25 protein-coding genes are annotated in these 22901 nt (G+C 73.8%); 20 read left to right on the top strand and 5 right to left on the bottom strand.

Annotation, left to right across the window (positions count from 1 at the left end; genetic code table 11):
• The coding region (locus QOZ86_RS19300) for a transposase (protein WP_284492916.1) at positions 1–265 on the top strand (265 nt) is incomplete at its 5' end.
• 20 nt (positions 266–285) lie between these two features.
• Here the strand turns inward: QOZ86_RS19300 and QOZ86_RS19305 are convergent.
• Positions 286–684 (bottom strand): type II toxin-antitoxin system VapB family antitoxin, encoded by a 399-nt coding sequence (locus QOZ86_RS19305; RefSeq protein ID WP_431521234.1) that lies wholly within the window; start codon positions 682–684, stop codon positions 286–288.
• Between the two features lie 245 nt (positions 685–929).
• Here QOZ86_RS19305 and hrcA point away from each other — a divergent pair, with 245 nt between their 5' ends.
• From hrcA to QOZ86_RS19320, 3 genes are read left to right on the top strand one after another with little or no spacing between them, the layout of a single operon-like run.
• Positions 930–1952: a heat-inducible transcriptional repressor HrcA gene (gene hrcA / locus QOZ86_RS19310; protein WP_284493600.1), complete on the top strand. Its 1023-nt coding sequence runs from the start codon at positions 930–932 to the stop codon at positions 1950–1952.
• A gap of 14 nt (positions 1953–1966) precedes the next feature.
• Positions 1967–3097, top strand: coding sequence for a molecular chaperone DnaJ (gene dnaJ / locus QOZ86_RS19315; RefSeq protein ID WP_284493601.1), 1131 nt, complete (start codon positions 1967–1969; stop codon positions 3095–3097).
• A gap of 3 nt (positions 3098–3100) precedes the next feature.
• Positions 3101–3850, top strand: a complete 750-nt coding sequence (locus QOZ86_RS19320; RefSeq protein WP_284493602.1) for a 16S rRNA (uracil(1498)-N(3))-methyltransferase — start codon at positions 3101–3103, stop codon at positions 3848–3850.
• Positions 3851–3964: 114 nt separating this feature from the next.
• On the opposite strand, the gene QOZ86_RS19325 is transcribed toward QOZ86_RS19320, so the two are convergent.
• From QOZ86_RS19325 to QOZ86_RS19335, 3 genes are read right to left on the bottom strand one after another with little or no spacing between them, the layout of a single operon-like run.
• A complete protein-coding gene (locus tag QOZ86_RS19325) occupies positions 3965–5584 on the bottom strand; it encodes a PhnE/PtxC family ABC transporter permease (RefSeq protein WP_284493603.1) in 1620 nt (539 codons plus the stop codon).
• Positions 5581–6294, bottom strand: coding sequence for a phosphonate ABC transporter ATP-binding protein (locus tag QOZ86_RS19330; RefSeq protein ID WP_284493604.1), 714 nt, complete (start codon positions 6292–6294; stop codon positions 5581–5583). The genes QOZ86_RS19325 and QOZ86_RS19330 overlap by 4 nt, the downstream gene beginning before the upstream one ends.
• A gap of 29 nt (positions 6295–6323) precedes the next feature.
• On the bottom strand, positions 6324–7271 hold the full coding sequence (locus QOZ86_RS19335) for a putative selenate ABC transporter substrate-binding protein (protein ID WP_284493605.1): 948 nt from the start codon (positions 7269–7271) through the stop codon (positions 6324–6326).
• Between the two features lie 327 nt (positions 7272–7598).
• On the opposite strand from QOZ86_RS19335, the gene QOZ86_RS19340 reads away from it, so the two are divergent.
• The 10 genes from QOZ86_RS19340 (at position 7599) to QOZ86_RS19385 (ending at position 18421) form a co-directional block, all read left to right on the top strand.
• On the top strand, positions 7599–8780 hold the full coding sequence (locus QOZ86_RS19340) for an ABC transporter substrate-binding protein (RefSeq protein WP_284493606.1): 1182 nt from the start codon (positions 7599–7601) through the stop codon (positions 8778–8780).
• A gap of 131 nt (positions 8781–8911) precedes the next feature.
• Entirely contained in the window at positions 8912–9787 is an 876-nt protein-coding gene (locus tag QOZ86_RS19345) for a branched-chain amino acid ABC transporter permease (protein ID WP_284493607.1), read from the top strand.
• A complete protein-coding gene (locus QOZ86_RS19350; protein WP_284493608.1) occupies positions 9787–11604 on the top strand; it encodes a branched-chain amino acid ABC transporter ATP-binding protein/permease in 1818 nt (605 codons plus the stop codon). The genes QOZ86_RS19345 and QOZ86_RS19350 overlap by 1 nt, the downstream gene beginning before the upstream one ends.
• Entirely contained in the window at positions 11601–12323 is a 723-nt protein-coding gene (locus tag QOZ86_RS19355; protein ID WP_284493609.1) for an ABC transporter ATP-binding protein, read from the top strand. The genes QOZ86_RS19350 and QOZ86_RS19355 overlap by 4 nt, the downstream gene beginning before the upstream one ends.
• Positions 12324–12541: 218 nt before the next feature.
• The gene (locus tag QOZ86_RS19360) at positions 12542–12901 is read left to right on the top strand and encodes a histidine triad nucleotide-binding protein (protein ID WP_284493610.1); all 360 of its coding nucleotides are present in this window, start codon (positions 12542–12544) and stop codon (positions 12899–12901) included.
• 50 nt (positions 12902–12951) lie between these two features.
• The gene (locus QOZ86_RS19365) at positions 12952–13773 is read left to right on the top strand and encodes an enoyl-CoA hydratase/isomerase family protein (protein WP_284493611.1); all 822 of its coding nucleotides are present in this window, start codon (positions 12952–12954) and stop codon (positions 13771–13773) included.
• Positions 13774–13909: 136 nt separating this feature from the next.
• Complete coding sequence (locus QOZ86_RS21300) at positions 13910–16114, top strand: PhoH family protein (RefSeq protein ID WP_284493612.1); 2205 nt, start codon at positions 13910–13912, stop codon at positions 16112–16114.
• A 5-nt stretch (positions 16115–16119) separates the two neighbouring features.
• On the top strand, positions 16120–16650 hold the full coding sequence (gene ybeY, locus QOZ86_RS19375; RefSeq protein ID WP_284493613.1) for an rRNA maturation RNase YbeY: 531 nt from the start codon (positions 16120–16122) through the stop codon (positions 16648–16650).
• Positions 16647–18005: a hemolysin family protein gene (locus tag QOZ86_RS19380; RefSeq protein WP_284493614.1), complete on the top strand. Its 1359-nt coding sequence runs from the start codon at positions 16647–16649 to the stop codon at positions 18003–18005. Before ybeY ends, QOZ86_RS19380 begins: the two co-directional genes overlap by 4 nt.
• 83 nt (positions 18006–18088) lie before the next feature.
• Positions 18089–18421 carry a cytidine deaminase gene (locus tag QOZ86_RS19385; RefSeq protein WP_284493615.1) on the top strand — a complete coding sequence of 111 codons (333 nt, stop codon included), beginning with the start codon at positions 18089–18091 and terminating at the stop codon, positions 18419–18421.
• Between the two features lie 65 nt (positions 18422–18486).
• Here QOZ86_RS19385 and QOZ86_RS19390 read toward each other — a convergent pair whose 3' ends face one another.
• Positions 18487–19086 carry a hypothetical protein gene (locus QOZ86_RS19390; RefSeq protein WP_284493616.1) on the bottom strand — a complete coding sequence of 200 codons (600 nt, stop codon included), beginning with the start codon at positions 19084–19086 and terminating at the stop codon, positions 18487–18489.
• A 131-nt stretch (positions 19087–19217) separates the two neighbouring features.
• Here QOZ86_RS19390 and QOZ86_RS19395 point away from each other — a divergent pair, with 131 nt between their 5' ends.
• The 6 genes from QOZ86_RS19395 (at position 19218) to QOZ86_RS19420 (ending at position 22878) form a co-directional block, all read left to right on the top strand.
• Positions 19218–19418: a hypothetical protein gene (locus QOZ86_RS19395; protein ID WP_284493617.1), complete on the top strand. Its 201-nt coding sequence runs from the start codon at positions 19218–19220 to the stop codon at positions 19416–19418.
• Positions 19419–19493: 75 nt separating this feature from the next.
• The gene (gene era, locus QOZ86_RS19400) at positions 19494–20411 is read left to right on the top strand and encodes a GTPase Era (protein ID WP_284493618.1); all 918 of its coding nucleotides are present in this window, start codon (positions 19494–19496) and stop codon (positions 20409–20411) included.
• Positions 20412–20442: 31 nt separating this feature from the next.
• A complete protein-coding gene (gene recO / locus QOZ86_RS19405) occupies positions 20443–21234 on the top strand; it encodes a DNA repair protein RecO (RefSeq protein ID WP_284493619.1) in 792 nt (263 codons plus the stop codon).
• A 4-nt stretch (positions 21235–21238) separates the two neighbouring features.
• Complete coding sequence (locus tag QOZ86_RS19410) at positions 21239–22003, top strand: isoprenyl transferase (protein ID WP_284493620.1); 765 nt, start codon at positions 21239–21241, stop codon at positions 22001–22003.
• A gap of 52 nt (positions 22004–22055) precedes the next feature.
• The gene (locus QOZ86_RS19415) at positions 22056–22361 is read left to right on the top strand and encodes an antibiotic biosynthesis monooxygenase (RefSeq protein ID WP_284493621.1); all 306 of its coding nucleotides are present in this window, start codon (positions 22056–22058) and stop codon (positions 22359–22361) included.
• Positions 22362–22437: 76 nt separating this feature from the next.
• Entirely contained in the window at positions 22438–22878 is a 441-nt protein-coding gene (locus QOZ86_RS19420) for a hypothetical protein (protein ID WP_284493622.1), read from the top strand.
• Positions 22879–22901: the final 23 nt, after the last annotated feature.

Raw genomic sequence — 22901 nt, forward strand, 5'->3', positions numbered from 1 at the left:
GCTGGTGTGGGCCGACGCCGGATACGCCGGGCGGATGGTCACCTTCGCCACCAAGGTCTTGGCGTTCACCGTCGAGATCGTCAAGCGTGCCGATGACCAGGTCGGCTTCAAGCTGCTGCACCGACGGTGGGTGGTGGAACGAACCTTCGCCTGGATCAGCAAGTACCGCCGCTGCGTACGCGACTACGAGCGACGCATCGACACCAGCGAGGCCATGATCCACACCGCGATGATCATGACCATGTCACGCCGACTGGCCCGCTGACTCAATTCCCGGACACGCACTCAGACGCGCCGGGGGTCGGGCAGAGACGGCTGCGCGGGGATCGCGGCGGTGTCCGGCCCGTTCTGCGACTGCACCGGGGGGAGCGCATCCAGGTCGAGGACGCGCACGTGGATCACGTTGCGCTGCTGGAGGGCCGCCCGCAGCGCGCGGTGGAGGCCGTCCTCGAGGTACAGCTCACCGTGCCACTGCACGGCGTGCGGGAAGAGATCGCCGTAGAAGGTGGAGTCGTCGGCCAGCAGTGCGTCGAGGGCCAGTTCGCGCTTGGTCGTCGTCAGGGTGTCCAGCCTGACCTGGCGAGGCGGGATCATCGCCCAGTCGCGGGTGGACAGCCCGTGGTCGGGATAGGGGCGCCCGTTGTGCACGCCTTTGAAGATCAGGGGACCGACCTCCGCTCTCAGCCCCGCCCCGGGGCGCCGACGCGGTCCACCCTAGACGCCGCGGGGCGGGCCCGTCGGGGCTCCCCGGCAGGGGTGAGGACCCTCGCGAGCCACGCGACGGCACCGGCGGTCGCACGTATGCTGACTTGGCACTCCGTCCGTGCGAGTGCCAGTCCGGGGGTGTCCCGGACGGCTGCCAGGCCTCGGGACATCGCTTCGGCGTCCGGCGCCGCACGGCGCGTCGACCGGTACGGGGAGGTGTCACCGTGGCGCACGACGAACGCCGCCTGGAGGTACTCCGGGCCGTCGTCCAGGACTTCGTCTCGACCAACGACCCGGTGGGCAGCAAGGCCCTCGCCGAGCGCCACGACCTGGGCGTCTCCCCAGCGACCATCCGCAACGACATGGCGGTGCTGGAGGAGCAGGGCTACATCACCCAGCCGCACACCAGCGCCGGCCGGGTGCCCACCGACAAGGGCTACCGGCTGTTCGTCGACCGGCTGTCGGCGGTCAAGCCGCTGTCGCCGGCCGAGCGGCGGGCGATCGAGCGGTTCCTGGACGGCGCGGTGGACCTGCACGACGTCCTGGGCCGCACCGTCCGGCTGCTCGCCCAGCTGACCCGCCAGGTGGCCGTGGTCCAGTACCCGACCCTCTCCCGCAGCGCCGTCCGGCACCTCGAGGTCGTCCAGGTCGCTTCCGGCCGGCTGCTGGTGGTGCTCATCACCGACACCGGCCGGGTGGAGCAGCGGGTCGTCGAGTGCCCGGCCGACGTCGAACCCGGTGCCGTCCCGGAGCTGCGCACCCTGCTCAACTCCGCCTTCGCCGGGGTGAAGCTCGGTGAGGCCGGGGACAAGGTGCCCGGCCTGCTGGAGACGGCGCCGCCGCACCTCCGGAGCCTGGTCGCCGCGGTGAGCGCCACCCTCATGGAGACCCTCGTCGAGCCCAGCGAGGACCGGCTGGTCGTCGGGGGGACGGCGAACCTGGCCCGCGGCAGCGCCATGGATTTCCCCGGCACGATGCGGCCGCTGCTGGAGGCGCTCGAGGAGCAGGTGGTCGTCCTGCGGCTGATGAGCGAGGTCGACGCGAGCACCGTGCTGGTGCGGATCGGCGAGGAGAACGCCCACGAGGCGCTGTCGGGTGCGTCGCTGGTCACCGTCGGGTACGGCTCGGCCGACCGGGCGCTGGGCGGTCTCGGCATCGTGGGCCCGACCCGCATGGATTACCCAGGGAACATGGCCGCGGTCCGCGCCGTGGCCCGCTACGTCGGCCATCTGCTGGCCGAGAGCTGAGGACGAGAACTTCGATGGCAACCGACTACTACGGCGTGCTGGGCCTGGCCCAGGGAGCGACCGACCAGGACATCAAGCGCGCCTACCGGCGGCTGGCCCGGGACCTGCACCCCGACGTCAACCCCGACCCCGAGGCGAAGGACCGCTTCCAGGAGGTCAGCCGCGCCTACGAGGCCCTGACCGATCCGGAGAAGCGCCGGATCGTCGACCTCGGCGGTGACCCGTTCGACTCCGGCGCGGGTGCCGGGGCCGGTTTCGGCGGCGCCGGGTTCGGTGGTCTGGGCGACATCATGGACGCCTTCTTCGGCGGCGCGGCCGCCCGTGGTCCGCGCAGCCGCACCCGCGCCGGCCGGGACGCGCTGATCCCGGTCGAGCTCGAGCTGGACGAGACGGTCTTCGGCGTCACCAAGGAGATCACCGTCGACACCGCCGTCCTCTGCGAGACCTGCGCCGGGGCCGGTACCGCGCCCGGCACGCACGTCGCCACCTGCGGCACCTGCTCCGGCCGGGGCGAGGTGCAGAGCGTGCAGCGCGGCTTCCTCGGCCAGGTCGTCTCCAGCCGCCCCTGCCCCACCTGCTCGGGCACCGGTCAGGTCATCCCCGAACCCTGCCCGAAGTGCGCCGGCGATGGCCGCGTCCGCGCCCGCCGCTCCATCTCGGTGAAGGTGCCGGCCGGTGTCGAGGACGGCATGCGCATCCGGCTCACCGGCCAGGGCGAGGTCGGTCCCGGTGGCGGCCCGGCCGGCGACCTGTACGTGGAGGTGCACGAGCGCCCGCACGACGTCTTCACCCGGGACGGCGTGGACCTGCACTGCCGCGTCACCCTGCCGATGACCTCGGCCGCCCTGGGCACGACGCTGAACCTCAAGACGCTCGACGGCGAGGAGGAGCTGGACATCCGGCCCGGCACCCAGTCGGGCAGCGTGCTCACCCTGCGGGCGCACGGCGCCCCGCGGCTGCGCGCCACCGGGCGGGGCAACCTGCTCGTGCACGTCGAGGTCCAGACGCCGACCAGGCTCGACGGCGAGCAGGAGAAGCTGCTGCGCGAGCTGGCCGCCCTCCGGGGCGAGGACCGGCCCGACGCCAACCGCGAGGCGCAGGGCGGTCTGTTCTCGCGCGTCCGCGACGTCTTCAACGGCCGCTGACCCGTGAGCGACGCCCCGCAGCTCGACGGCGCACCGCTCTTCCTCGTCGACGACCTGCCCGACGCACCCGAGCTCCTGGTCGCCGGGGCGGAGGGGCGGCACGCGGTCGAGGTGCTCCGCCTGGGGCCGGGGGAGCGGGTGCGCGTCGGCGACGGCCACGGCACCGTCGCCGAAGGCGAGGTGGCGGCCGCGGTAGCCTCGGGCCTGCGGGTCGCGGTGCGCAGCCGGTTCGAGGTGCCGCCGCCGGCTGTGGCGTTCGTCCTGGTCCAGGCGCTGCCCAAGGGCGACCACGGACCGCTCGCCGTCGACCTCGCCACCGAGCTCGGCGTCGACCGGATCGTTCCGTGGCAGGCCTCGCGGTGCGTGACGCGGTGGCGCGACGACCGCGTGGCGAAGGGGGTCGCCAAGTGGCGCTCCGCGGCCCGGGCGGCGGCCAAGCAGTCGCGCCGGCCGCGGCTGCCGGAGGTCACCGAGCCGATGACCACGCGGGACGTCTGCGGGCTGCTGGCCGACGCCGACCTCGCCGTCGTGCTGCACGAGGCCGCCCGCCGTCCCCTGGCGGAGCTGCCGCTGCCCGACGCCGGAACGGTGGTGATCGTCGTCGGCCCCGAGGGCGGTCTCGCCGACGGCGAGGTGGTCGCCTTCCGCGCCGCCGGCGCCGAGCCGGTGCGGCTGGGGCCCGAGGTGCTGCGGACCTCCACCGCCGGCGCCGCCGCCCTCGCCGCGCTCTCCGCGCGCACCCGCTGGGCGTAGCAGGCAGGGTTCGCCGTGACGCGGGGCCCGGAGGGCTCCCGGCACGGTGGACGGACGACTCGTCGCAGCCGGGGGAGTGCACCTGGCCGTGGTGCGGTCCGGAGGACCGCAGTGTCATCGCAGTACCGCACGGGCGCGGTCGCTCACCAGGTCCACCAGGAACGTGAGCAGGACGATCGCGGTGAGCACGGTGGTGACGGCCGCCCAGTCGAACGACGACGTCTCGGCCGAGAGCAGCACGCCGATCCCGCCGGCGCCGAGCAGCCCCACCAGCACGGTGTCGCGGATCGCCACCTCCCACCGGTAGAGCGCCAGCGCGAGCACCGGTCCGGCCAGGGTCGGTGCCGTCCCGTAGAGCCGGCTGCCGGCCGCCGACGCACCGGAGGCCCGCAGGGCCGCACTGGGACGCCGGTCGGCCTCCTCCACCGCCTCACCGACCAGCCGGCCCAGCACCCCCATCGTGTAGACGCCGATCGCCAGGGCACCGGGCAGGACGCCGGGCAAGAGCACGAAGAGCAGGACCAGGGCCCACACCGGCGGCGGCACGGCGCGCAGCAGGAGCAGGCCGAGGCGGGTCAGCACCCCGACGGCCCGGCGTGCCGCGCCGGCGGGAGCGGAGGGCCGGGCCGCGAACGGGGCGAGCGCCACGGCTCCGACGGTGGCGAAGACGATGCCCAGCACCGACATCTGGATCGTGACCAGCGCGGTGGCCCAGACGGTGGCGAGCAGGCCGCCGTCGGTGGCCGGCGGCCACGCGGCCGAGACGACGTAGCCCAGCTGCTCCGCGGTGCGGGCGGAGAACAGCGCGGCGGGCGTGAGCGCCAGGTACCAGGCGGACCAGACCGCGAGCGCGACCACCGCGGCGACGGCTCCGGTGAGCACCCGGTCGCGCCGGTACGCCGCTCCACCCGGGGGCGGGGCCGCGACCCGGCGGCGGACCGCGCGGCCGGCGACGTCGGCTGCCAGGCACAGGGCGGCGAGCGCGTAGACCGTCGTCCAGACCTGCTCCCAGCGCAGCGAGCTGAACGACAGGGCCAGCTGGTAGCCCAGCCCGCCGGCGCCGATCAGGCCGAGGACGACCGCCGAGCGGACCGCGCACTCGAGCCGGTAGAAGGAGTAGGACAGCAACCCGCCGGCGGCGGTGGGGAGCAACCCGTAGAGCACCGCGCTGGCGCGCCCGGCCCCGGCCGCGAGCAGGGCGTCGTGCCCGCCGCGGGGCGCCTCGTCGAGCAGGTCGGCGAAGACCTTGGCGGTGATGGCGCCGTAGGGGATGGCGATGGCCAGCACGCCCACCCACGGGTCCAGACCCAGCACGTTGACCAGCAGCAGCCCCCAGACGGCCTCGTGCAGGCCCCGGGGCAGCGCCAGCGCCGCGCGGGTCGCGCGCCAGCCGGGCCGGCGCCGTCCCCAGGTGGCCCGCGCGACCAGCGGCGCCCCGAGGGCGCCGAGCAGCACCGACAGGCCGGCGCCGAGGACCGCGTAGGCGAGGGTGACCAGGGTCGCCTCGGTGACGACAGCGAGAAACCCGGCGCCCAGTTCCGGCCGCAGCGCGGCGGAGAGGAAGCGGCCGACCTCGCCGCTGCCCGCGGGGTTGACCACCGGCCCCGGGAAGAGCCCGCTTCCGGCCAGCGACCACGCCACCAGGGCGAGGCCGGCCAGGGACCATCCCCAGCGCCGCCGGTTCCGGCGCAGCCGCGGCCCGGGCGGCGCCGCCCGCGACAGGACGGCGGTCACCGGGTGACCCCGTAGAACGCCTCCAGTTCCGGCACGGTGAGCGTGCGGGCCGGGGCGTCGAGGACCACCCGGCCGTCGGCCAGCCCGACCACGCGGTCGCAGTGCCGCAGGGCCAGCGCGGGGTCGTGCAGGCAGGCCAGCAGCGCGCCTCCGGCGGCGGTGGTCAGCTCGCCGAGCAGCTCGAGCGCGAGGTCGGCCAGCGCCGGGTCGAGCGCGGACGCCGGCTCGTCGGCCAGCACCAGTTCCGGCTGCTGCAGGAGCAGCCGGGCCAGCGCGACCCGTTGCCGCTGTCCGCCGGAGAGCCGGTCGGTGCGCTCGTACATCCGGTCCGCCAGGCCGACCTGCGCCAGCACGTCGTGCACCTCGCCGGTGCCCTGCGGCCGCACCAGCGACCACGCGGCCCGGGCCGCGGACCACGAGCCCAGCCGGCCCGCGTTGACGTTGTGCACCACCCGGAGGGCGCCGGGGAGCTCCAGACCCTGGTGGATCGTGCCGGTGCGCGCCCGGAGCCGGCGCAGCTCCCGGCCGCGCAGGGCGGCCGGGTCGGCACCGAGCACGCGCACCTCGCCGGCGCTCGGCCGCACCGACCCGTTGAGGACGCCCAGGAGCGTGGACTTCCCGGCGCCGGAGGCCCCGACGACGGCGAGCCGCTCACCCGCGGCCACCTCGAGGTCCACGCCGGTAAGGGCGGTGGTGCCGCCGAAGCGCACCTCGATCCCGGTGAGCCGCGCGAGCGCGCTCAGTTGACCAGCCCCAGGTCGCGGCCGATCTGCTCGATCTGCTCGTAGTTCGCCGCCTCGGTGGGGACGAACGACTCCGCACCGAAGAGGTCGAGCACCTCGGCGTCGGCCGGGTCGTCGGCCGAGAGTCCGGTGAAGTGATCGGTCAGCCGCTGCGGCAGGTCGTCGCCGAACCGCTCGACCGCGTCGGGGCCCAGCAGCCAGTGGTAGTCGGAGTACGCGGGGCTCCGCGCGTACCGGACGACCGACGGGGGGATCTCCCCGGCGGCCTTCCGCGCCTCGAAGACCTGCTCGTTGAGCACCCCGGCCTGGTAGCTGCCCGATGCCACCAGGGCGAGGGTTGCGTCGTGCGAGCCGGAGAAGCCCGGGCCGCCCGGGAATCCGGCGGGATCCACCCCCTGCTCGGCCAGGAACCAGGCGGGCATCAGCCGGCCGGAGGTGGAGGTTTCGCTGCCGTAGGTGAAACGCAGGTCGGCCAGCGGCGCCAGGTCGTCGGACGGCGCCAGCCCGGTCGCCTCGTTCACCACGAAGACGGAGTGGAAGTCCGCGTCGACGTCGCGCTGGGCGATCGGCACCGACCCGGGGGTCTGCAGGCGGGCCTGGACGCCGGTGAGGCCGCCGAACCAGACGAGATCGAGGTCGCCGGTGCGGAAGAGCGACACGGCGGCGGCGTAGTCGGTGACCGGCACGTACTCGACGTCGACGCCGAGAGCCTCGGACAGCGAGTCGGCGACCGTGCCGTGCAGCCGCTGCAGGACCTCGGGGTCCTGGTCGGGGACGGCGCCGATGCGCAACGGTTCCTGCCGGTCGGCTGCCGGGGCGGCGCCGCAGCCGGCGAGGACGGCGGCGAGCAGGAGGGCGATCACCGTGCGGGCGCGGTAGGCGAACGGGCGAGGAACGGATCCGGGACCGGGGCCACCCGACCGGGCGGCGGCTGCGCTGCGCACTACGTGCGCGCTGGAGGGACGGGGCGGGGCACGGGGCACCTCCGGGGAACGGGAGAGGGAGCGCCCCATCCTGCACCGGCGTGACGGGATCGGTGCAGCGCGCCGTCGACGCGCGACCGGGCGCCGGCGTCGGTCACGTTCTGGGCACGCTTGCCCGGCCCCCGTCCGCGAGCGGAGCCGCGGTGCCTACTGTGACGGCCGTAACCGGCCGACCGACCGCGGTCGGCCCACGGCGCCTGAGCGGCAGGGGCAGACCCCGTCCGCCCGGGGGGACGCGCGGCCACCCGTCGGGGCCGGCGTGGTCGTCGTGTTCGACAAGGGAGAGACATGCGCACCAAGCTCTACACCGTGGCCGCGGCGAGCGCCGCGGCGCTCGTCCTCGCCTCCTGCTCCTCCGGTGACTCCGGCGGCGGGGACTCCACCGCCGCCTCCGGGGGCCTGACCGGCGAGGGCAGCGGCGACTCGTGCACCATCGAGGGCGAGGTGCCCGTCGGCGCGGTGCTGAGCCTCACCGGCGCGGCGGCCAGCTACGGCGAGTCGCAGCAGCGCGGCCTGGAGCTGGCGGCCGCCGAGCTGGCCGAGCAGGACGGCGTCACCTACGACCTGACGATCGAGGACGACCAGACCGACCCGCGTCAGGCCATCACGCTGTTCGACGAGTTCGTCAACGACGGCGCGAGCCTGGTCATCGGGCCCACGCTGTCCAACGCCGCCGTGCAGGCCGACCCGATCGCCCAGGAGGCCGGCGTCCCGGTGCTCGGCATCTCCAACACGGCCGCGGGCGTCACCGAGATCGGGGACTACATCTTCCGCGACTCCCTGACCGAGCAGGCGGTCATCCCGCAGACCATCGAGGCCGCCACCGAGCAGTTCGGGCTCGAGAACGTGGTCGTCATGTACAGCAACGACGACGCGTTCACCGAGTCCGGCTACGAGGCGTTCGCCGCCGCGCTGGAGGAGCAGGGCGTCGAGATCAGCGAGACGATCACCTTCTCCAAGTCCGACACCGACTTCCGGGCGCTGCTCACCCAGGCCCAGGAGAGCGACCCCGATGCGATCGTCGTCTCGGCGCTGATCGAGGCCGCCGTGCCGCTGGTCACCCAGGCCCGCGAGCTGGGCATCGACGTGCCGATCATCGGTGGCAACGGGTTCAACAACCCGCGGCTGATGGCCGACGCCGGCGAGGCGGCCGAAGGCGTCGTCGTCGGCGCCGCGTGGAACTCCTCCTCCGACAACCCGGAGAACCAGGCGTTCCTCGAGGCCTACGAGGCGGAGTACGGCGCCCAGCCCGACCAGTTCGCCGCGCAGGCGTACACCGGCCTGAAGCTGGTCGACCAGGCCGTGCGCGCCAACTGCTCCGCGGAGCGGGACAGCATCCAGGAGGCGCTCGGCCAGATCGAGAACGTCCCCACGGTGCTCGGTGAGTTCTCCATCGACGAGAACCGCGACGCCGACCACCCCGCCGTCGTGCAGGTGGTCGAGAACGGCTCGTTCGCCGTCCTGGAGTGATCCGGCACGTGGCCCCGGCCGGCTGACCGGCCGGGGCTGCTCGCGACCTCGCCGGGGGTCCGGTCCTCGGACCGGGCCCCCGGCGGTCTGTCGGCTACCGTGCCCGCACCCACGACGAGACAGGGACCGCTGTGCAGCAGCTCCTCAACGGCATCTTCATCGGCTCCATCTACGCGCTGTTCGCCATCGGGTTCACGCTGGTCTTCGGCATCCTCGACCGGCTCAACCTGGCGCACCCCGCGGTGTTCGCCGCGTCCGCCTTCGTCGGCATCGAGCTGGTCGAGCGGGGTGGTCTCTCGCTCTGGGCGGCGCTGCCGCTGGTGTTCGTCGTCGGCGCCGTCCTCGGCCTGCTGATCGAGCGGCTGGCCTTCCGGCCGCTGAAGGGCCGGGCCGACGCGCACTTCGCCGGGCTGATCTCCTCGATCGCGCTCGCCGGCATGCTCATCGCGCTGCTGCAGTGGCGCTACGGCCCCGACACCCGCCGCTTCCCGCCGGGCTCGTTCCCCGACACCAGGTTCGAGGTCTTCGGCGCCCAGGTGACCCTCGTGCAGGTGGTGATCCTGGCGGTGTCCCTCGCCCTGATGGTGGGCCTCACCTACATGGTCACCCGCACCCGGCTGGGCCGGGGGATGCGCGCGGTCGCCGAGAACCCGACGGCGGCCCGGGTGCTCGGCGTGAACGTCGACCGGGTCACCGCGGTGACCTTCGCGATCTCCTCGGCGCTCGGCGCGGTTGCCGGCGTGCTGTTCGCCATCAACGTGAACACCGCGCAGCTGGGCATGGGCGCGGCCATCGAGCTCAAGGGCCTGGCGGTCATCATCGTCGGCGGCATGGGGTCGCTGCCCGGTGCGCTCATCGGCGGGTTGCTCCTGGGCCTGGCCGAGGTGTTCGCCGTCCAGTACATCGGCTCGTCCTGGGTGGACGTCATCGCCTTCGGCCTGCTGTTCGTCATCCTCCTGCTGCGCCCGCAGGGGCTGCTCGGCGCGCGGAAGGTCCGGGAGGTCTGATGCTGGACCAGTACGCCACCACGCTGACCTTCATCGCCCTCGGCGCGATCTTCGCCTACTCGTTCTACGCGGTCCTGATCGCCGGGCAGCTGAGCCTCGGGCAGGCCGGCTTCGCCTCCCTCGCGGCGTTCTCCGGGGCCTACCTGGCTCCCGACCGGGCCGACGTCGGCGACGTCCCCGCGCTGCTGATCGCCGTCGCGATCGGCATGTCGGTGGGCGCGCTCGCCGCCGTGATGCTCGGCCTGCCGACCATGCACCTGCGCGGCGTGTTCCTGGCCATCGCCACCCTCGGTTTCGCCGAGGCGGTGCGCGTGGTGCTGCTCAACCAGGAGTGGACCGGCGGTGCACAGGGGCTCGGGGTGTCCCGCATCCTGACCGTCGGCATGGCCTGGTTCGCGCTGGCGCTGGTGGCGTACTGGTTCTGGCGGATGGGGCGCTCCCGGTACGGCCGGGCCCTGGAGGCCATCCGCGAGGACGAGCTGGCCGCCCGCGCCATGGGCATCGACGTCGGCCGGCACCGGCTCGCCGCGTTCGTCACCGCCGGTGCGGTCGCCGGGCTGTACGGCGTCCTCTACGCCTACTACGTCCGGCTCATCGCCCCCGACGACTTCGACTTCGTCGCGGCCGTCGAGGGGCTGGTCACCGCGGTGGTCGGTGGCTCCACGATGTTCCTCGGGCCCCTGCTGGGCAGCGGGTTCCAGACGATCGTCCCCGAGGTCCAGCGGGCGGTCGGGGTGGAGGCGGGCTGGATCCGCCCCTTCCTCGCCAGCCTGCTGCTGCTGGTGGTCATCCTCTTCCTGCCCGGCGGGCTGGCCAGCCTCCTCCCGCGCCGCACCCGGATGCCCTCGGACGCCGGCGACGCCGCCGACGACCGCACCGGGCGCAGCCACCCGGCGGCCGGCGACACCGTGGTCGCCCTGGCGGGCCTGGGCAAGGAGTACGGCGGGGTGCACGCGGTCCGAGGTGTGGACCTGGAGATCAGGGCCGGTGAGGTCGTCGGCCTGATCGGCCCCAACGGCGCCGGCAAGACCACGCTGGTCAACATGATCAGCGGCCTGGTCCCGCCGAGTTCGGGCACCGCGACGGTGCTCGGCGCGGAGATCGGCCGCACGCCGGTGCACCGGATCGCCGCGGCCGGGGTCAGCCGCACCTTCCAGCACTCGAAGCTGTTCAACCGGCTGTCGGCGCTGGAGAACGTCCTGGTCGGCGCCCACCTGGTCAGCCGGCCGACCTTCCTGCGGCGGTTGCTCTGGCTGCCCTCGGCACGCCGTGACGAACAGGCCGCGCTGCGGCAGGCGGCGCGGTGCCTGGAGCGCGTGGGCCTGGCCGACCTCGCGGCCAGCCGGGCCGAGGCGCTGTCCTACGGCGACCAGCGGCGGCTGGAGATCGCCCGTGCGCTGGCGTCGGACCCGTCGCTGCTCATCCTCGACGAGCCGGCCGCCGGGATGAACCACGTCGAGGCCGGGCGGCTGTCGGAGTTGATCACCTCGCTGGCGAGGGACGGGCTGACGATCCTGTTCATCGAGCACAACGTCGGCATGGTGCTGCAGACCTGCACCCGGGTCGTCGTCCTCAACTTCGGCGAGGTCATCGCCAGCGGTGCGCCGGGGGAGATCGCCGCCGACCCGGCGGTCATCGAGGCCTACCTCGGGTCGGCCGAGGACGACGCGGACGGCGGCTCCCTCGCTGCCGGCACCGCAGCGGACCCCACTGCGGGGAGCCCGGACGGGGTCCCGCCGCCCGCCGCCGTCAACGTGGACCCGGCCGCGGCCGGCACGCTCGAGACGCCGGACACCACCCGGAGGAACGCCCCATGAGCGACCCCATCCTCACCGTGGACGACCTGCGGGTGAGCTACGGACGGGTCGAGGCCGTGCGCGGGGTGTCCTTCCGCGCCGAGCAGGGCTCGCTGGTGACGCTGGTCGGCGCCAACGGGGCCGGCAAGTCCTCGGTCATCAACGCCGTCTCGGGGATGCTGCGCCCAGCGGGGGGGCGGATCACCTTCCAGGGTCAGGACATCACCCGGACCCCGGCGCACAAGCTCGTGGGCCGGGGCCTGGTCCAGGTGCCCGAAGGCCGGCAGATCCTGGCCACGCTCACCATCGAGGAGAATCTCCAGATGGGGACCTGGCACACCGGGAACGGCGCCGCGCGCGCGGTCGAGGCCATGTACGACCGGTTCCCGGTGCTGGCCGAGCGGCGGGCGCTGCCGGCCGGGGCGCTCTCCGGTGGCGAGCAGCAGATGCTGGCCATCGCCCGCGCGCTCGTGGCCGCGCCCACGGTGATGCTCATGGACGAGCCGTCCATGGGGCTGGCGCCCAAGATCGTCGACGAGGTCTTCCGCGTCATCGAGGAGATCCGCGCCTCGGGTACCACGGTCGTCCTGGTGGAGCAGAACGCGCGGCGCGCGCTGCGCGCGGCCGACCAGGGGTACGTGCTGCAGAGCGGGGAGGTCGTGCACTCGGGCCCGGCAGACCAGCTGCTCGCCGATGAGCGGATCGTGCAGGCCTACCTGGGGGTCGAGACCGGAAGCTGACCGCCGCCGTGCTGGAACGGCCTCCGTGCAGGGTCCTGCGGCGAGCGCAGCGAGTGGTGGGGGGCGGGTGCCGTGTTGGAACGGCCTCCGTGCAGGGTCCTGCGGCGAGCGCAGCGAGTGGTGGGGGGCGGGCGTCGTGCTGGAACGGCCCCCGTGCAGGGTCCCGCGGCGAGCGCAGCGAGTGGTGGGGGGCACGGGGGTCCTTCTAGGGTCGATCCGTGACCGACTGCCTGTTCTGCCGCATGGTCGCCGGTGAGATCCCCGCCGACGTCGTCCACCGGACCGACCGCGTCCTGGCCTTCCGGGACATCAACCCCCAGGCCTCGACCCACGTGCTGGTGGTCCCGACCGACCACCACCCGACGGCCGGTGCCCTGGCCGAGGCCGACCCGGCGCTGATGGGGGAGGTCGTCGCCGCCGCGCACGCGGTGGCCCGGCAGGAGGGGCTGGTGTCCGGGGACGGCGTGGAGCCGGGCTACCGGCTGGTGGCCAACACCGGCCCGGCCGCCGGCCAGACCGTCCACCACGTGCACCTGCACGTCCTCGGTGGGCGTGATCTCGGCTGGCCGCCGGGCTGACCCACACGACCGTCGTCGCCGGCGGCCGCGCCGCCTGAGAAGGTGGGCCCATGACCGAGAGCACCGCGCCCCTCCGCATCGAGCGCGACGGCGACGTCGCCGTCGTCGTGCTGGACAACCCGCCGCTGAACCTCTTCGACGCGGCGACGTTCGACGCGATGGAGGCGGTGGCCGGCGAGCTGGTCGAGCTGACCGACCCGGCGCGGGCCGACCGCGCCCGCGCGGTGCTGGTCGAGGCGCGCGGCAAGGTCGTCTCCGGCGGGGTCGACGTGACCTACTTCCGCGACGTCGCCGAGGGCCCCGACCCCGCCCGGGTCGGCGGGGAGCTGTGGGCGCGGCTGCTCCGGGTGGCCAACACCTTCGAGGACCTGCCGGTGCCGACCGTCTTCGCCGCCCACGGCCTGACGCTGACCGCCGCCTTCGAGCTGGCGCTGTCCTGCGACATCCTGCTGGCCGCGGAGAAGGCGTCCTTCGGCCTGGTGGAGATCGTCGTGGGGCTGACGCCGTCGATGGGTGGGCCGCAGCGGCTGGCCGAGCGGGCCGGGCCCGCGCGGGCCAAGGAGCTCGTCTACACCGGCGAGCGGTACCCGGCCGCCGTGCTGGAGCGGTGGAACGTGGTGAACCGGGTGCTGCCCGACGAGGGCTTCGCCGAGGCGGCCCGCGAGTACGCCCGCCGGGTCGCCGCCGGCCCCACGGTGGCGCATGCGGCCACCAAGCGGCTGGCGACGGTCGCCGTCCGGGAGGGCGCACGCGCCGCCGACGCTCTGGTGCCGGAGATCTCCGGACCGCTGTTCGCCACCGACGACCTGCGCGGGGCGGTCGCGTCGTTCCTGAGCGAGGGGCCCGGGAAGGCGAACTACCGGGGGCGGTGACCCCCGACGGGTGAGCCGGGATTCGGTGGGTCGGGCGCGGGTAGAGTCGAGCGGGTTCCGAGTGCGCTGGTCGCACACCGCCGTCGCAGGAAGGCAGGGTCGAGGGTTCTTGCCCGACACCTCCCCGAACGTCCCCGTGCCAGGTGCCCCGAGCTCCCGTGAGGCATCGGCGCAGGCCGCTGCCGCGGACGGCCCGACCGGGTCACCGGCCCCCTCCGCCGCGAGTCCGGCGGAGGGCGTCCCCGCCGCCGTCCGGGCCACCATCACCGTTCCCGACAACGTGCCCATGGTGGCGCTGCTGGGCTCCGCCGACGAGCTGCTCCGGCTGGTCGAGGCGGGGGTCGACGCCGACGTGCACGTGCGCGGCAACGAGATCGCCGTCACCGGGCAGCCGGCCGACAACGCCTTCGCCGTCCGCGTCTTCGACGAGCTGATCGCGCTGATCGGCACCGGTCAGCAGCTGCGGCCCGATTCGGTGCGCCGGGTGATCGCCATGCTCAAGGCGGGCGGCTCCGAGCGCCCGGCCGACGTGCTGAGCCTGGACATCATCAGCCGCCGCGGCCGCACCATCCGGCCCAAGACGCTGAACCAGAAGCGCTACGTCGACGCCATCGACCAGCACACGATCGTCTTCGGCATCGGCCCGGCCGGTACCGGCAAGACGTACCTGGCCATGGCCAAGGCGGTCCAGGCGCTCACCACCAAGCAGGTCAACCGGATCATCCTGACCCGGCCTGCGGTCGAGGCGGGGGAGCGGCTGGGCTACCTGCCCGGCTCGCTCTCGGAGAAGATCGACCCGTACCTGCGGCCGCTGTACGACGCGCTGCACGACATGGTCGACCCGGAATCCATCCCGCGGCTGATGCAGGCGGGGACGATCGAGGTGGCGCCATTGGCGTACATGCGCGGCCGCGCCCAGCCGTACGACGCCGAGGTGCTCACCCCGAACGGCTTCATGCCGATCGGCACGTTGCGGGTGGGTGACCTGGTGGTCGGCTCCGACGGGACGCCGACCCCGGTCCTGGGTGTGTACCCGCAGGGGCGCAAGCAGGTGTACCGCGTCACCACTCAGGACGGCGGCTCGACGCTTGCGTGCGGCGAGCACCTATGGACGGTACGGACGCCGGACGACCGACGTCGCGGGACGTCCCGCACCCTGGAGACCCAGGAGATGATCGGCCGGCTGCGGTGGTCGCACGCGCACCGGTACGAGCTGCCCGTGGTGCAGCCGGTTCAGCTCGAGCCCGAAGAAGTGCCGCTGGATCCGTACGCCCTGGGCCTCCTCCTCGGCGACGGGTGCCTGACGACCACGACGACCCCCGCCTTCGCGACCGCGGACCCTGAGCTCGCCGTCGCCCTGGAGGCTGCTCTCGACCGCATCGAGGTCCGCCACAAGGGCGGGTACGACTACGCCCTGCGCCACCTCGATGGCGGGCGCGGCGGGCTGCGGATCGCGAACCCCGTGACCGAGACGATCCGCGAGCTCGGCCTCGCCGGCACGAGATCGGCGACCAAGTTCGTCCCCGAGGTCTACCTGAACAACTCGGAAGACGTCCGGCTCGCGGTCCTTCAGGGTCTCCTCGACACCGACGGCGATCCCGTCTCCCAGCGTGGGCGGACCTGCCGTGTCCAGTACTGCACCACCTCGACGCGGCTGCGCGACGACGTGACATTCCTCGTCCGCTCCCTGGGCGGCGTCGTCTACTCCCGCGTCCGGGCGGCCGAAGGTCGCCGGCCCGGGCGGGCGCTGGGCCGGGACGTGCCGTACAGGGCCGATGCCCACGTGCTCGACATCCGCCTGCCCGAGGGGGTGCAGCCGTTCCGCCTCGAGCGGAAGCGGCAGACCTACGACGCGGCGGGCGGCGGTCGGCCGATGCGCTTCATCGAGAGCATCGAGCCGGTGGGCGAGATGGAGACGATGTGCATCCAGGTGGGCGCGCAGGACTCGCTGTACGTGACCGACGACTTCCTCGTCACCCACAACACGCTCAACGATGCGTTCGTCATCCTCGACGAGGCGCAGAACACCACCGCCGAGCAGATGAAGATGTTCCTCACCCGGCTCGGATTCGGTTCGAAGATCGTGGTCACCGGCGACGTCACGCAGGTCGACCTGCCCGGCGGCGCGCAGAGCGGGCTGAAGATCGTCCGCGAGATCCTCGACGGAGTGGAGGACGTGCACTTCGCCAACCTGACCAGCTCCGACGTCGTCCGGCACCGGCTGGTCGGAGACATCGTCGACGCCTACGAGCGGTGGGACGCCACCCGGCAGCCCACCACCAGCCGACCGGCCGCCGGCCCGCCGGCCCGGACCGCCAGACCGCGCCGCCAGGGGAGCTGACCACCGTGCCCGTCGAGGTGTCCAACGAGTCCGAGATCGCCGTGGACGAGGCCGAGCTGGCCGGCATCTGCCGGTTCGTCCTCGGCGAGATGGAGATCAATCCGATGGCGGAGCTGTCCGTGCTCTGCGTCGACGTCGACTACATGAGCAGCCTGCACGAGCGGTGGATGGGCGAGAAGGGCCCCACCGACGTGCTCGCCTTTCCCATGGACGAGTTCGACACCGGGCGGCCCGACGACCCGGAGCCCGGCCCGGCGCTGCTCGGCGACATCGTGCTGTGCCCGGCGGTCGCCGTCCGGCAGGCCCGCGCCGCCGGCCACACGATGGACGACGAACTCGTGCTGCTCGCCACGCACGGGGTGCTCCACCTCCTCGGCTACGACCACATGGAGCCCGAGGAGGAGAAGGAGATGTTCGGCCTGCAGTCGAAGCTCATCGACGCCTGGCGCGCGGCGCCCCGCGAACCGGTGACCGGCGCCCCGGCCGCACGCGCCGCGGCACCGGGTGCGCCTGGTCAGGAGACCGGTTCCCGATGAGTACCGGCGCGATCATCACGCTGGTGATCGCCGTCTGCCTGGTTCCCCTCGCCGGTCTGTTCGGCGCCATGGAAGCCGCGCTCCAGCGCGTGTCCAAGGCGCGGGTGGAGGAGCTGCGTCGCGACGGCGTGAAGCGCGCAGCCGCCCTGGAGGAGGTCGTCGCCGAGCGGGCGCGGCACGTCTCGCTGCTCCTGCTGCTGCGCATCGTCTGCGAGATGGTCGCCGCGGTGATCGTCGCGCTGCTGTTCTTCGACCTGTGGGACAGCACGCTGCAGGCGGTCCTGGCCGCAGCGGGGGTCATGACCGTGGTCAGCTACGTCCTGGTCGGCGTCGGCCCGCGCACACTCGGGCGGCAGCACGCTTACGGCACGGCGCTGGCCACCGCCGGCATCGTCCGCCTGCTCGGCCGCGTGCTGGGCCCGGTGGCGACCCTGCTGATCCTGGTCGGGAACGCCATCACTCCCGGCCGTGGTTTCCGCGACGGCCCCTTCTCGTCCGAGGTGGAGCTGCGCGAGCTGGTCGACATGGCCGAGGAGCGCGGCGTGGTCGAGTCCGGCGAGCGGAACATGATCCACTCGGTGTTCGAGCTGGGCGACACCATCGCGCGCGAGGTCATGGTCCCGCGCACCGACGTCGTCTGGATAGAGCGCACCAAGACCGTGCGGCAGGCGCTCGCCCTGGCCCTGCGCAGCGGCTTCAGCCGGATCCCGGTGATCGGTGAGAACGTCGACGACGTCGTCGGCGTGGTCTACCTCAAGGACCTCGTCCGCCGGTCCCAGTACTCCGGTGACCAGCGCGGTCCGCGGGTCGAGGAGCTGATGCGCGCGCCGTCGTTCGTGCCGGAGTCCAAGCCGGTCGACGAGCTGCTGCGCGACATGCAGGCCCAGCGCATCCACATCGCGATCGTGGTGGACGAGTACGGCGGCTTCGCCGGTCTGGTCACCATCGAGGACATCCTCGAGGAGATCGTGGGCGAGATCGCCGACGAGCACGACAGGTTCCAGCGCCCGCAGGTCGAGCAGCTCGACGACGGTTCGACGCGGGTCACCGCCCGGCTGCCGGTGCAGGACCTCGCGCAGCTGTTCGACGTCGAGCTGCCCGAGACCGACGACGTGGAGACCGTCGGCGGTCTGCTCGCCCGCGAGCTGGGCCGGGTGCCGATCGAGGGGGCCGCGGCCGAGGTCGGCGGGCTACGGCTGGTGGCCGAGAGCACCGGTGGACGGCGCAACCGGATCGACACCCTGCTGGTGTCCCGGCTGCCCGAGCCGTCGGAGGACGACGAGGAGGACACCGACGAGCAGCCGGCGTCGGGGGCCACCCGGGCGGAGCTGCCGGCCGGCGTGGTGGAAGGCTGAAGAAGGACCCTCCCGCCCCCCACCGCTCGCAGGCTCGCGTCGGGCCCCTGCGGAAGGGCCGGACCGATGAGGAGACTGATCCGGTGGCTGACCTGGATCCCGAGGACGTGAAGCTCGTCACCCTCGCTCGCTCGGCGCGCGGCCGCACGGGCGCGGCGGAGGGGGCCGCGGTGCGCGACACCGATGGCCGCACCTACGTCGCGGCGAGCGTGGCGCTGCCGTCCCTGCGGCTCTCCGCGTTGCAGGCCGCCGTCGCTGCCGCCGTCTCCAGCGGGGTGGAGGGCCTGGAGGCCGCCGTGGTGGTCTCGGCCGCCGACGCGGTGGAGCAGGAGGGTCTGGCCGCCGTCCACGACCTGACGCCGGGTGCGCCGGTGCACCTCGCCGGCCCCGACGGGACGCTGCGCACCACCGTCTGAAAGGACTTCCTGCTCCCCACCGCTCGCAAGCTCGCCGCGGGACCCTGCAGAGGGCCAGGCGGAGGTTAGCGCCGCGCAGATTCTTGCAGCGGCACGCCGAGGGCCTCGGCGAATGCGTCGGGATCCCGCGCCCAGAAGGTGAGCGCCTGCTCGCCGTCGTCGGCGAGGTACCGGACGGCGACACGGGTGCGCCCCGGCCACCACCCGCCACGCCGGGTCGGACGCGGCCGGTCCGCGGGTGCCCGGCCGGCGCGCACCTCCCGCACGAGGACCGACGGCAGCACGGTGTCCTCGTCGGTCCGCCGGCCGGCGACGTCGAAGGAGACGCCGTGGTCGGAGACCGTGACCCGGCCGGTGCTGAGCACGTAGAGGGCGATGCCCGCGGCCAGCGCCAGGGGCACCTCCTCCCGGGCGGCCGGCCAGCCGGCGGTCCAGCCGAACAGCGCCGGCCAGAGCACGGCGACGGCCACGGCGAGGCCGAGGGCGACCGGTCCGCCGGGCCGGTACTGCCAGTAGCGCAACGGCGCAGGAACGACGGTCGCCGAGCGCTTCGGCCCCCAGCCGGCCACGAAGCGATGTCCGCGCACCTGCTCGACGTGCGCACGGCGCTCTCGCGCCACCACGGCCTGCGGCGGCCGCGACCGGCTCCGCTCTCGTCCTGCCACGGCGGCGATCATCCCAGCCCGCTGGTCCCGGTGTTTTCCGTGCCTTGCCCCCGTCAGCCTGGCAGCTTCGTTGTGCCCGCCGTCGTTCCTGCCCCTGTCCGGCGCGGGCGGTGCGGCGGAGAGTCGAGGCCGTGACGACGTTCCTGTTCCTGCTCCTCCTCCTGCTCGTCCTGCGGTCGCTGGGGCACCCGGCCGCCGGGCCCTTCCGCGATCCGCCCGCCTCCTGGTCGGAGGTGGCGCACCGTCTGGCGGGCGACGCCCTGGCCGGCGTCCGCGTGCTCAGCCGGCTCGACGCCACCCGCCGCGACCGGGCCGGCCGCCCCTGGTGCTGACGGTCGCTCCGGCGGGCCACGAGCCCCGGAGCTCCGGCGCGCGGGGATGTCGGCCCCCGGTGGGAGACTGGAGCCGTGAGCAGCCCTGACCCGACGCCGTACCGCAGCGGCTTCGTCGCTCTGGTGGGCCGCCCCAACGCCGGCAAGACCACGCTGACCAACGCGATGGTCGGCGCGAAGGTCGGCATCGTGAGCAACCGCCCGCAGACCACGCGGCACGCCATCCGCGGCGTCGTCCACCGGCCCGGTGGGCAGTTGGTGCTCGTCGACACCCCGGGGCTGCACAAGCCCAAGAGCCTGCTGGGCAAGCGGCTCAACGACGTCGTCCGCGACACGCTGTCCGACGTCGACGTCGTCGTCCTCTGCGTCCCGGCCGACCAGCCGGTGGGAACCGGTGACAAGTTCATCGCCCGGCAGCTGCAGGAGGTGAAGGCGCCGGTGGTCGTCGTCGTCACCAAGACCGACGCCGCGTCGAAGAAGCAGGTGGCCGAGCAGCTGATGGCCGCCAGCCAGCTGGTCGAGGCCGCCGAGGTGGTGCCGGTCAGCGCGGTGGGGGGTGACCAGGTCGAGCTGCTCGAGGATCTCCTGATCGGGCTGCTGCCCGAGGGGCCGCCGCTGTACCCGCAGGAGCAGACCACCGACGAGGACGTCGAGCGGCAGCTCGCCGAGCTCGTCCGCGAGGCAGCGCTGGAGAAGGTGCGCCAGGAGGTCCCGCACTCCCTGGCGGTGACGATCGAGGAGCTGAACCGCCGCCCCGACCCCAAGCGGGCCGGCGACGAGCTCGTCGAGGTGCACGCCCTGCTGCACTGCGAGCGGGCGAGCCAGAAGCCCATGCTGCTGGGCAAGGGCGGGCAGATCATCAAGGCCATCGGCAGCGAGGCCCGGGTCGGCATGGAGACGCTGCTGGACGCCCGGGTGCACCTGGAGCTGCACGTCACCGTGCTGGGCGAGTGGCAGGACGACCCGAAGAAGCTCAACCGGCTGGGCTATTGATGGCGCGCGAGAACGGCGGAGGAGTCCAGCCATGAGCACGACCCCGAAGGCGCTCTACCGCGACGAGGGCATCGTCCTGCGCACCCAGAAGCTCGGCGAGGCCGACCGGATCGTCACCGTGCTCACCCGCCGGCACGGCAAGGTGCGGGCCGTGGCCAAGGGCGTGCGCCGCACCAAGAGCAAGTTCGGTGCCCGGCTCGAGCCGTTCACCCACGTCGACCTGCAGCTCTACACCGGCCGCAACCTCGACATCGTCAGCCAGGCGGAGTCGATCCGGTCCTACGGGCAGGAGATCGTCGCCGACTACCCGGCGTACACCGCGGGCACCGCGGTCCTGGAGACCGCCGACCGGCTCACCGCCGAGGAGAAGGAGCCGTCGCTGCGGCTGTTCCTGCTGGTCGTCGGCGCGCTGCGGGCACTGGGGGAGAAGGCGCACCCGGCACCGCTGGTGCTCGACGCGTTCCTGCTGCGCGCCATGTCGGTGGCCGGCTGGGAACCGGCGCTGTCCGAGTGCGCGCGCTGCGGGGAGGCCGGCCCGCACCGGCACTTCTCCGTCCCGGCCGGCGGCACCGTCTGCCCACCCTGCCGCCCCACCGGCTCGGTGATGCCCAGCCCGATCACCATCGAACTGCTCGACGCGCTGCTCACCGGCGACTGGGCGGTCGCCGAGGCCAGCCAGGGCACCAACCGGCGGGAGGGCAGCGGGCTGGTGGCCGCGCTCCTGCAGTGGCACCTGGAGCGCGGGCTGCGCTCGCTCCCCCTGGTCGACCGATCCGATCCGTCGGCACCGCGCCGGGAAGCGAGCCTGCTCAGTGAGGCGTGAGGTCATGCGTCGTGAGGTGAAGGCCCCGGACCCGCACCCGTCCGGCGCCCGCCCGCCGCAGCTGCCGAAGGACAAGGTCCCCGGGCACGTCGCCATCGTCATGGACGGCAACGGGCGCTGGGCCAAGGAGCGCGGCCTCCCGCGGACCGCGGGGCACGAGGCGGGGGAGTCCTCGCTGTTCGACTGCGTCGAGGGCGCCATCGAGCTCGGTGTGAAGGCGATCAGCGCGTACGCCTTCTCCACGGAGAACTGGCGGCGCAGCCCGGAAGAGGTGCGCTTCCTCATGGGCTTCAACCGCGACGTCATCCGGCGCCGGCGCGACGAGATGCACGAGCTCGGGGTGCGGGTGCGCTGGGCGGGCCGCCGTCCCCGGCTGTGGCGCAGCGTCATCAAGGAGCTCGAGATCGCCGAGGAGCTGACGCAGGACAACGACGTCCTGACGCTGACCATGTGCGTCAACTACGGGGGGCGGGCGGAGATCGCCGATGCCGCCGCCGCGATCGCCCGCGAGGTCGCGGCCGGGCGGCTCGACCCCGACAAGGTCGACGAATCCACGGTGGCCCGGTTCCTCGACGAGCCGGACATGCCCGACGTCGACCTGTTCGTGCGCAGCTCCGGGGAGAACCGCACCAGCAACTTCCTGCTGTGGCAGTCGGCGTACGCGGAGTTCGTCTTCCTCGACACCCTCTGGCCCGACTTCGACCGCCGGCACCTGTGGGCGGCCTGCGAGGAGTTCGCCTCACGGCAGCGCCGGTTCGGTACCGCGTGAGCAGCGTGGGACCGTCTGGGCGCGACGACAGGTGCCGACGACGGGAGGTCCGGTGTTCGCGGTGACCCGGTTGCGCGTGGACGCAGCTGAGGCGACGGTGGTCGCCGAGCAGGTGGAGGCGCTGCTGGCGGCGCTGGCCGCCCGGCCCGGGTTCCGGGACGGCGACGTGGGACGGTCGGCCGACGACCCGACCCTCTGGGCGCTGGTGACCCGGTGGGACGGTGTCGGCGCCTACCGGCGGGGGCTCTCGGCGGCCGAGGTGAAGATCGCCGGCGCCCCGGTCTGGATGCACGCCATCGACGAGCCCGGCGCCTACCTGCCGGCCGATGAGCCCGGCGTTCCGCGCGCCGAGGCGTGATCTGCGCCGTCGTGGGCTAGGTCGGGTGGCGATCGGCTCTGTCCGCGGCGATCGCAGTGACGGCGGAAGGATCCCGATGACGGAGCAGGAGTCCGAGCGTTCGAGGCCGGAGAGGCCGCCGGCGCCGACCGACCCGACGGTGCAGGTCGCCCGGCCGCCGGTGCCGGGCCGCGCGGTCCGCGCCCAGATCGCCGCCGGTGAGGTGCCGGCTCCTCCGGTCCGCCCCGACGAGCCCACGGTGACGCTCGGCGCGAAGCCGGCGAAGCCTGCGCAGCGGACGTCGGAGTTCAGCCGCCCGGCCCCGGCCCCGGTCGAGGGCACCGTCGGACCCCGCAGGACGCGGCGCCGCTACCGCACCTGGCCGTGGATCGCCGCTGTCGTCGTGGCGCTGGTCCTGCTGGGGATCGTGCTCCTGGTCCTGATGCTGCAGGGCGCGACGGTCGACGGCGACGTCGACCCGATCGGCTCCGGCGGTCTCACGCCCGGCGGGGACGCCGGGCCGTCCGCCGCGGACTGACGGCGCCCGGGGCCGCACCGCCG

The organism is Blastococcus capsensis, assembly GCF_030165005.1.
Classification (GTDB): Bacteria; Actinomycetota; Actinomycetes; order Mycobacteriales; family Geodermatophilaceae; genus Blastococcus; species Blastococcus capsensis.

What these genes read in the sequence shown, in the direction of transcription:
- QOZ86_RS19350 (WP_284493608.1), top strand. Translation starts at nt 9,787, where the DNA reads ATGCTGGACCAGTACGCCACCACGCTGACCTTCATCGCCCTCGGCGCG.
- QOZ86_RS19365 (WP_284493611.1), top strand. Translation starts at nt 12,952, where the DNA reads ATGACCGAGAGCACCGCGCCCCTCCGCATCGAGCGCGACGGCGACGTC.
- QOZ86_RS19355 (WP_284493609.1), top strand. Translation starts at nt 11,601, where the DNA reads ATGAGCGACCCCATCCTCACCGTGGACGACCTGCGGGTGAGCTACGGA.
- recO (WP_284493619.1), top strand. Translation starts at nt 20,443, where the DNA reads ATGAGCACGACCCCGAAGGCGCTCTACCGCGACGAGGGCATCGTCCTG.
- QOZ86_RS19340 (WP_284493606.1), top strand. Translation starts at nt 7,599, where the DNA reads ATGCGCACCAAGCTCTACACCGTGGCCGCGGCGAGCGCCGCGGCGCTC.
- dnaJ (WP_284493601.1), top strand. Translation starts at nt 1,967, where the DNA reads ATGGCAACCGACTACTACGGCGTGCTGGGCCTGGCCCAGGGAGCGACC.
- QOZ86_RS19410 (WP_284493620.1), top strand. Translation starts at nt 21,239, where the DNA reads ATGCGTCGTGAGGTGAAGGCCCCGGACCCGCACCCGTCCGGCGCCCGC.
- QOZ86_RS19380 (WP_284493614.1), top strand. Translation starts at nt 16,647, where the DNA reads ATGAGTACCGGCGCGATCATCACGCTGGTGATCGCCGTCTGCCTGGTT.
- QOZ86_RS19420 (WP_284493622.1), top strand. Translation starts at nt 22,438, where the DNA reads ATGACGGAGCAGGAGTCCGAGCGTTCGAGGCCGGAGAGGCCGCCGGCG.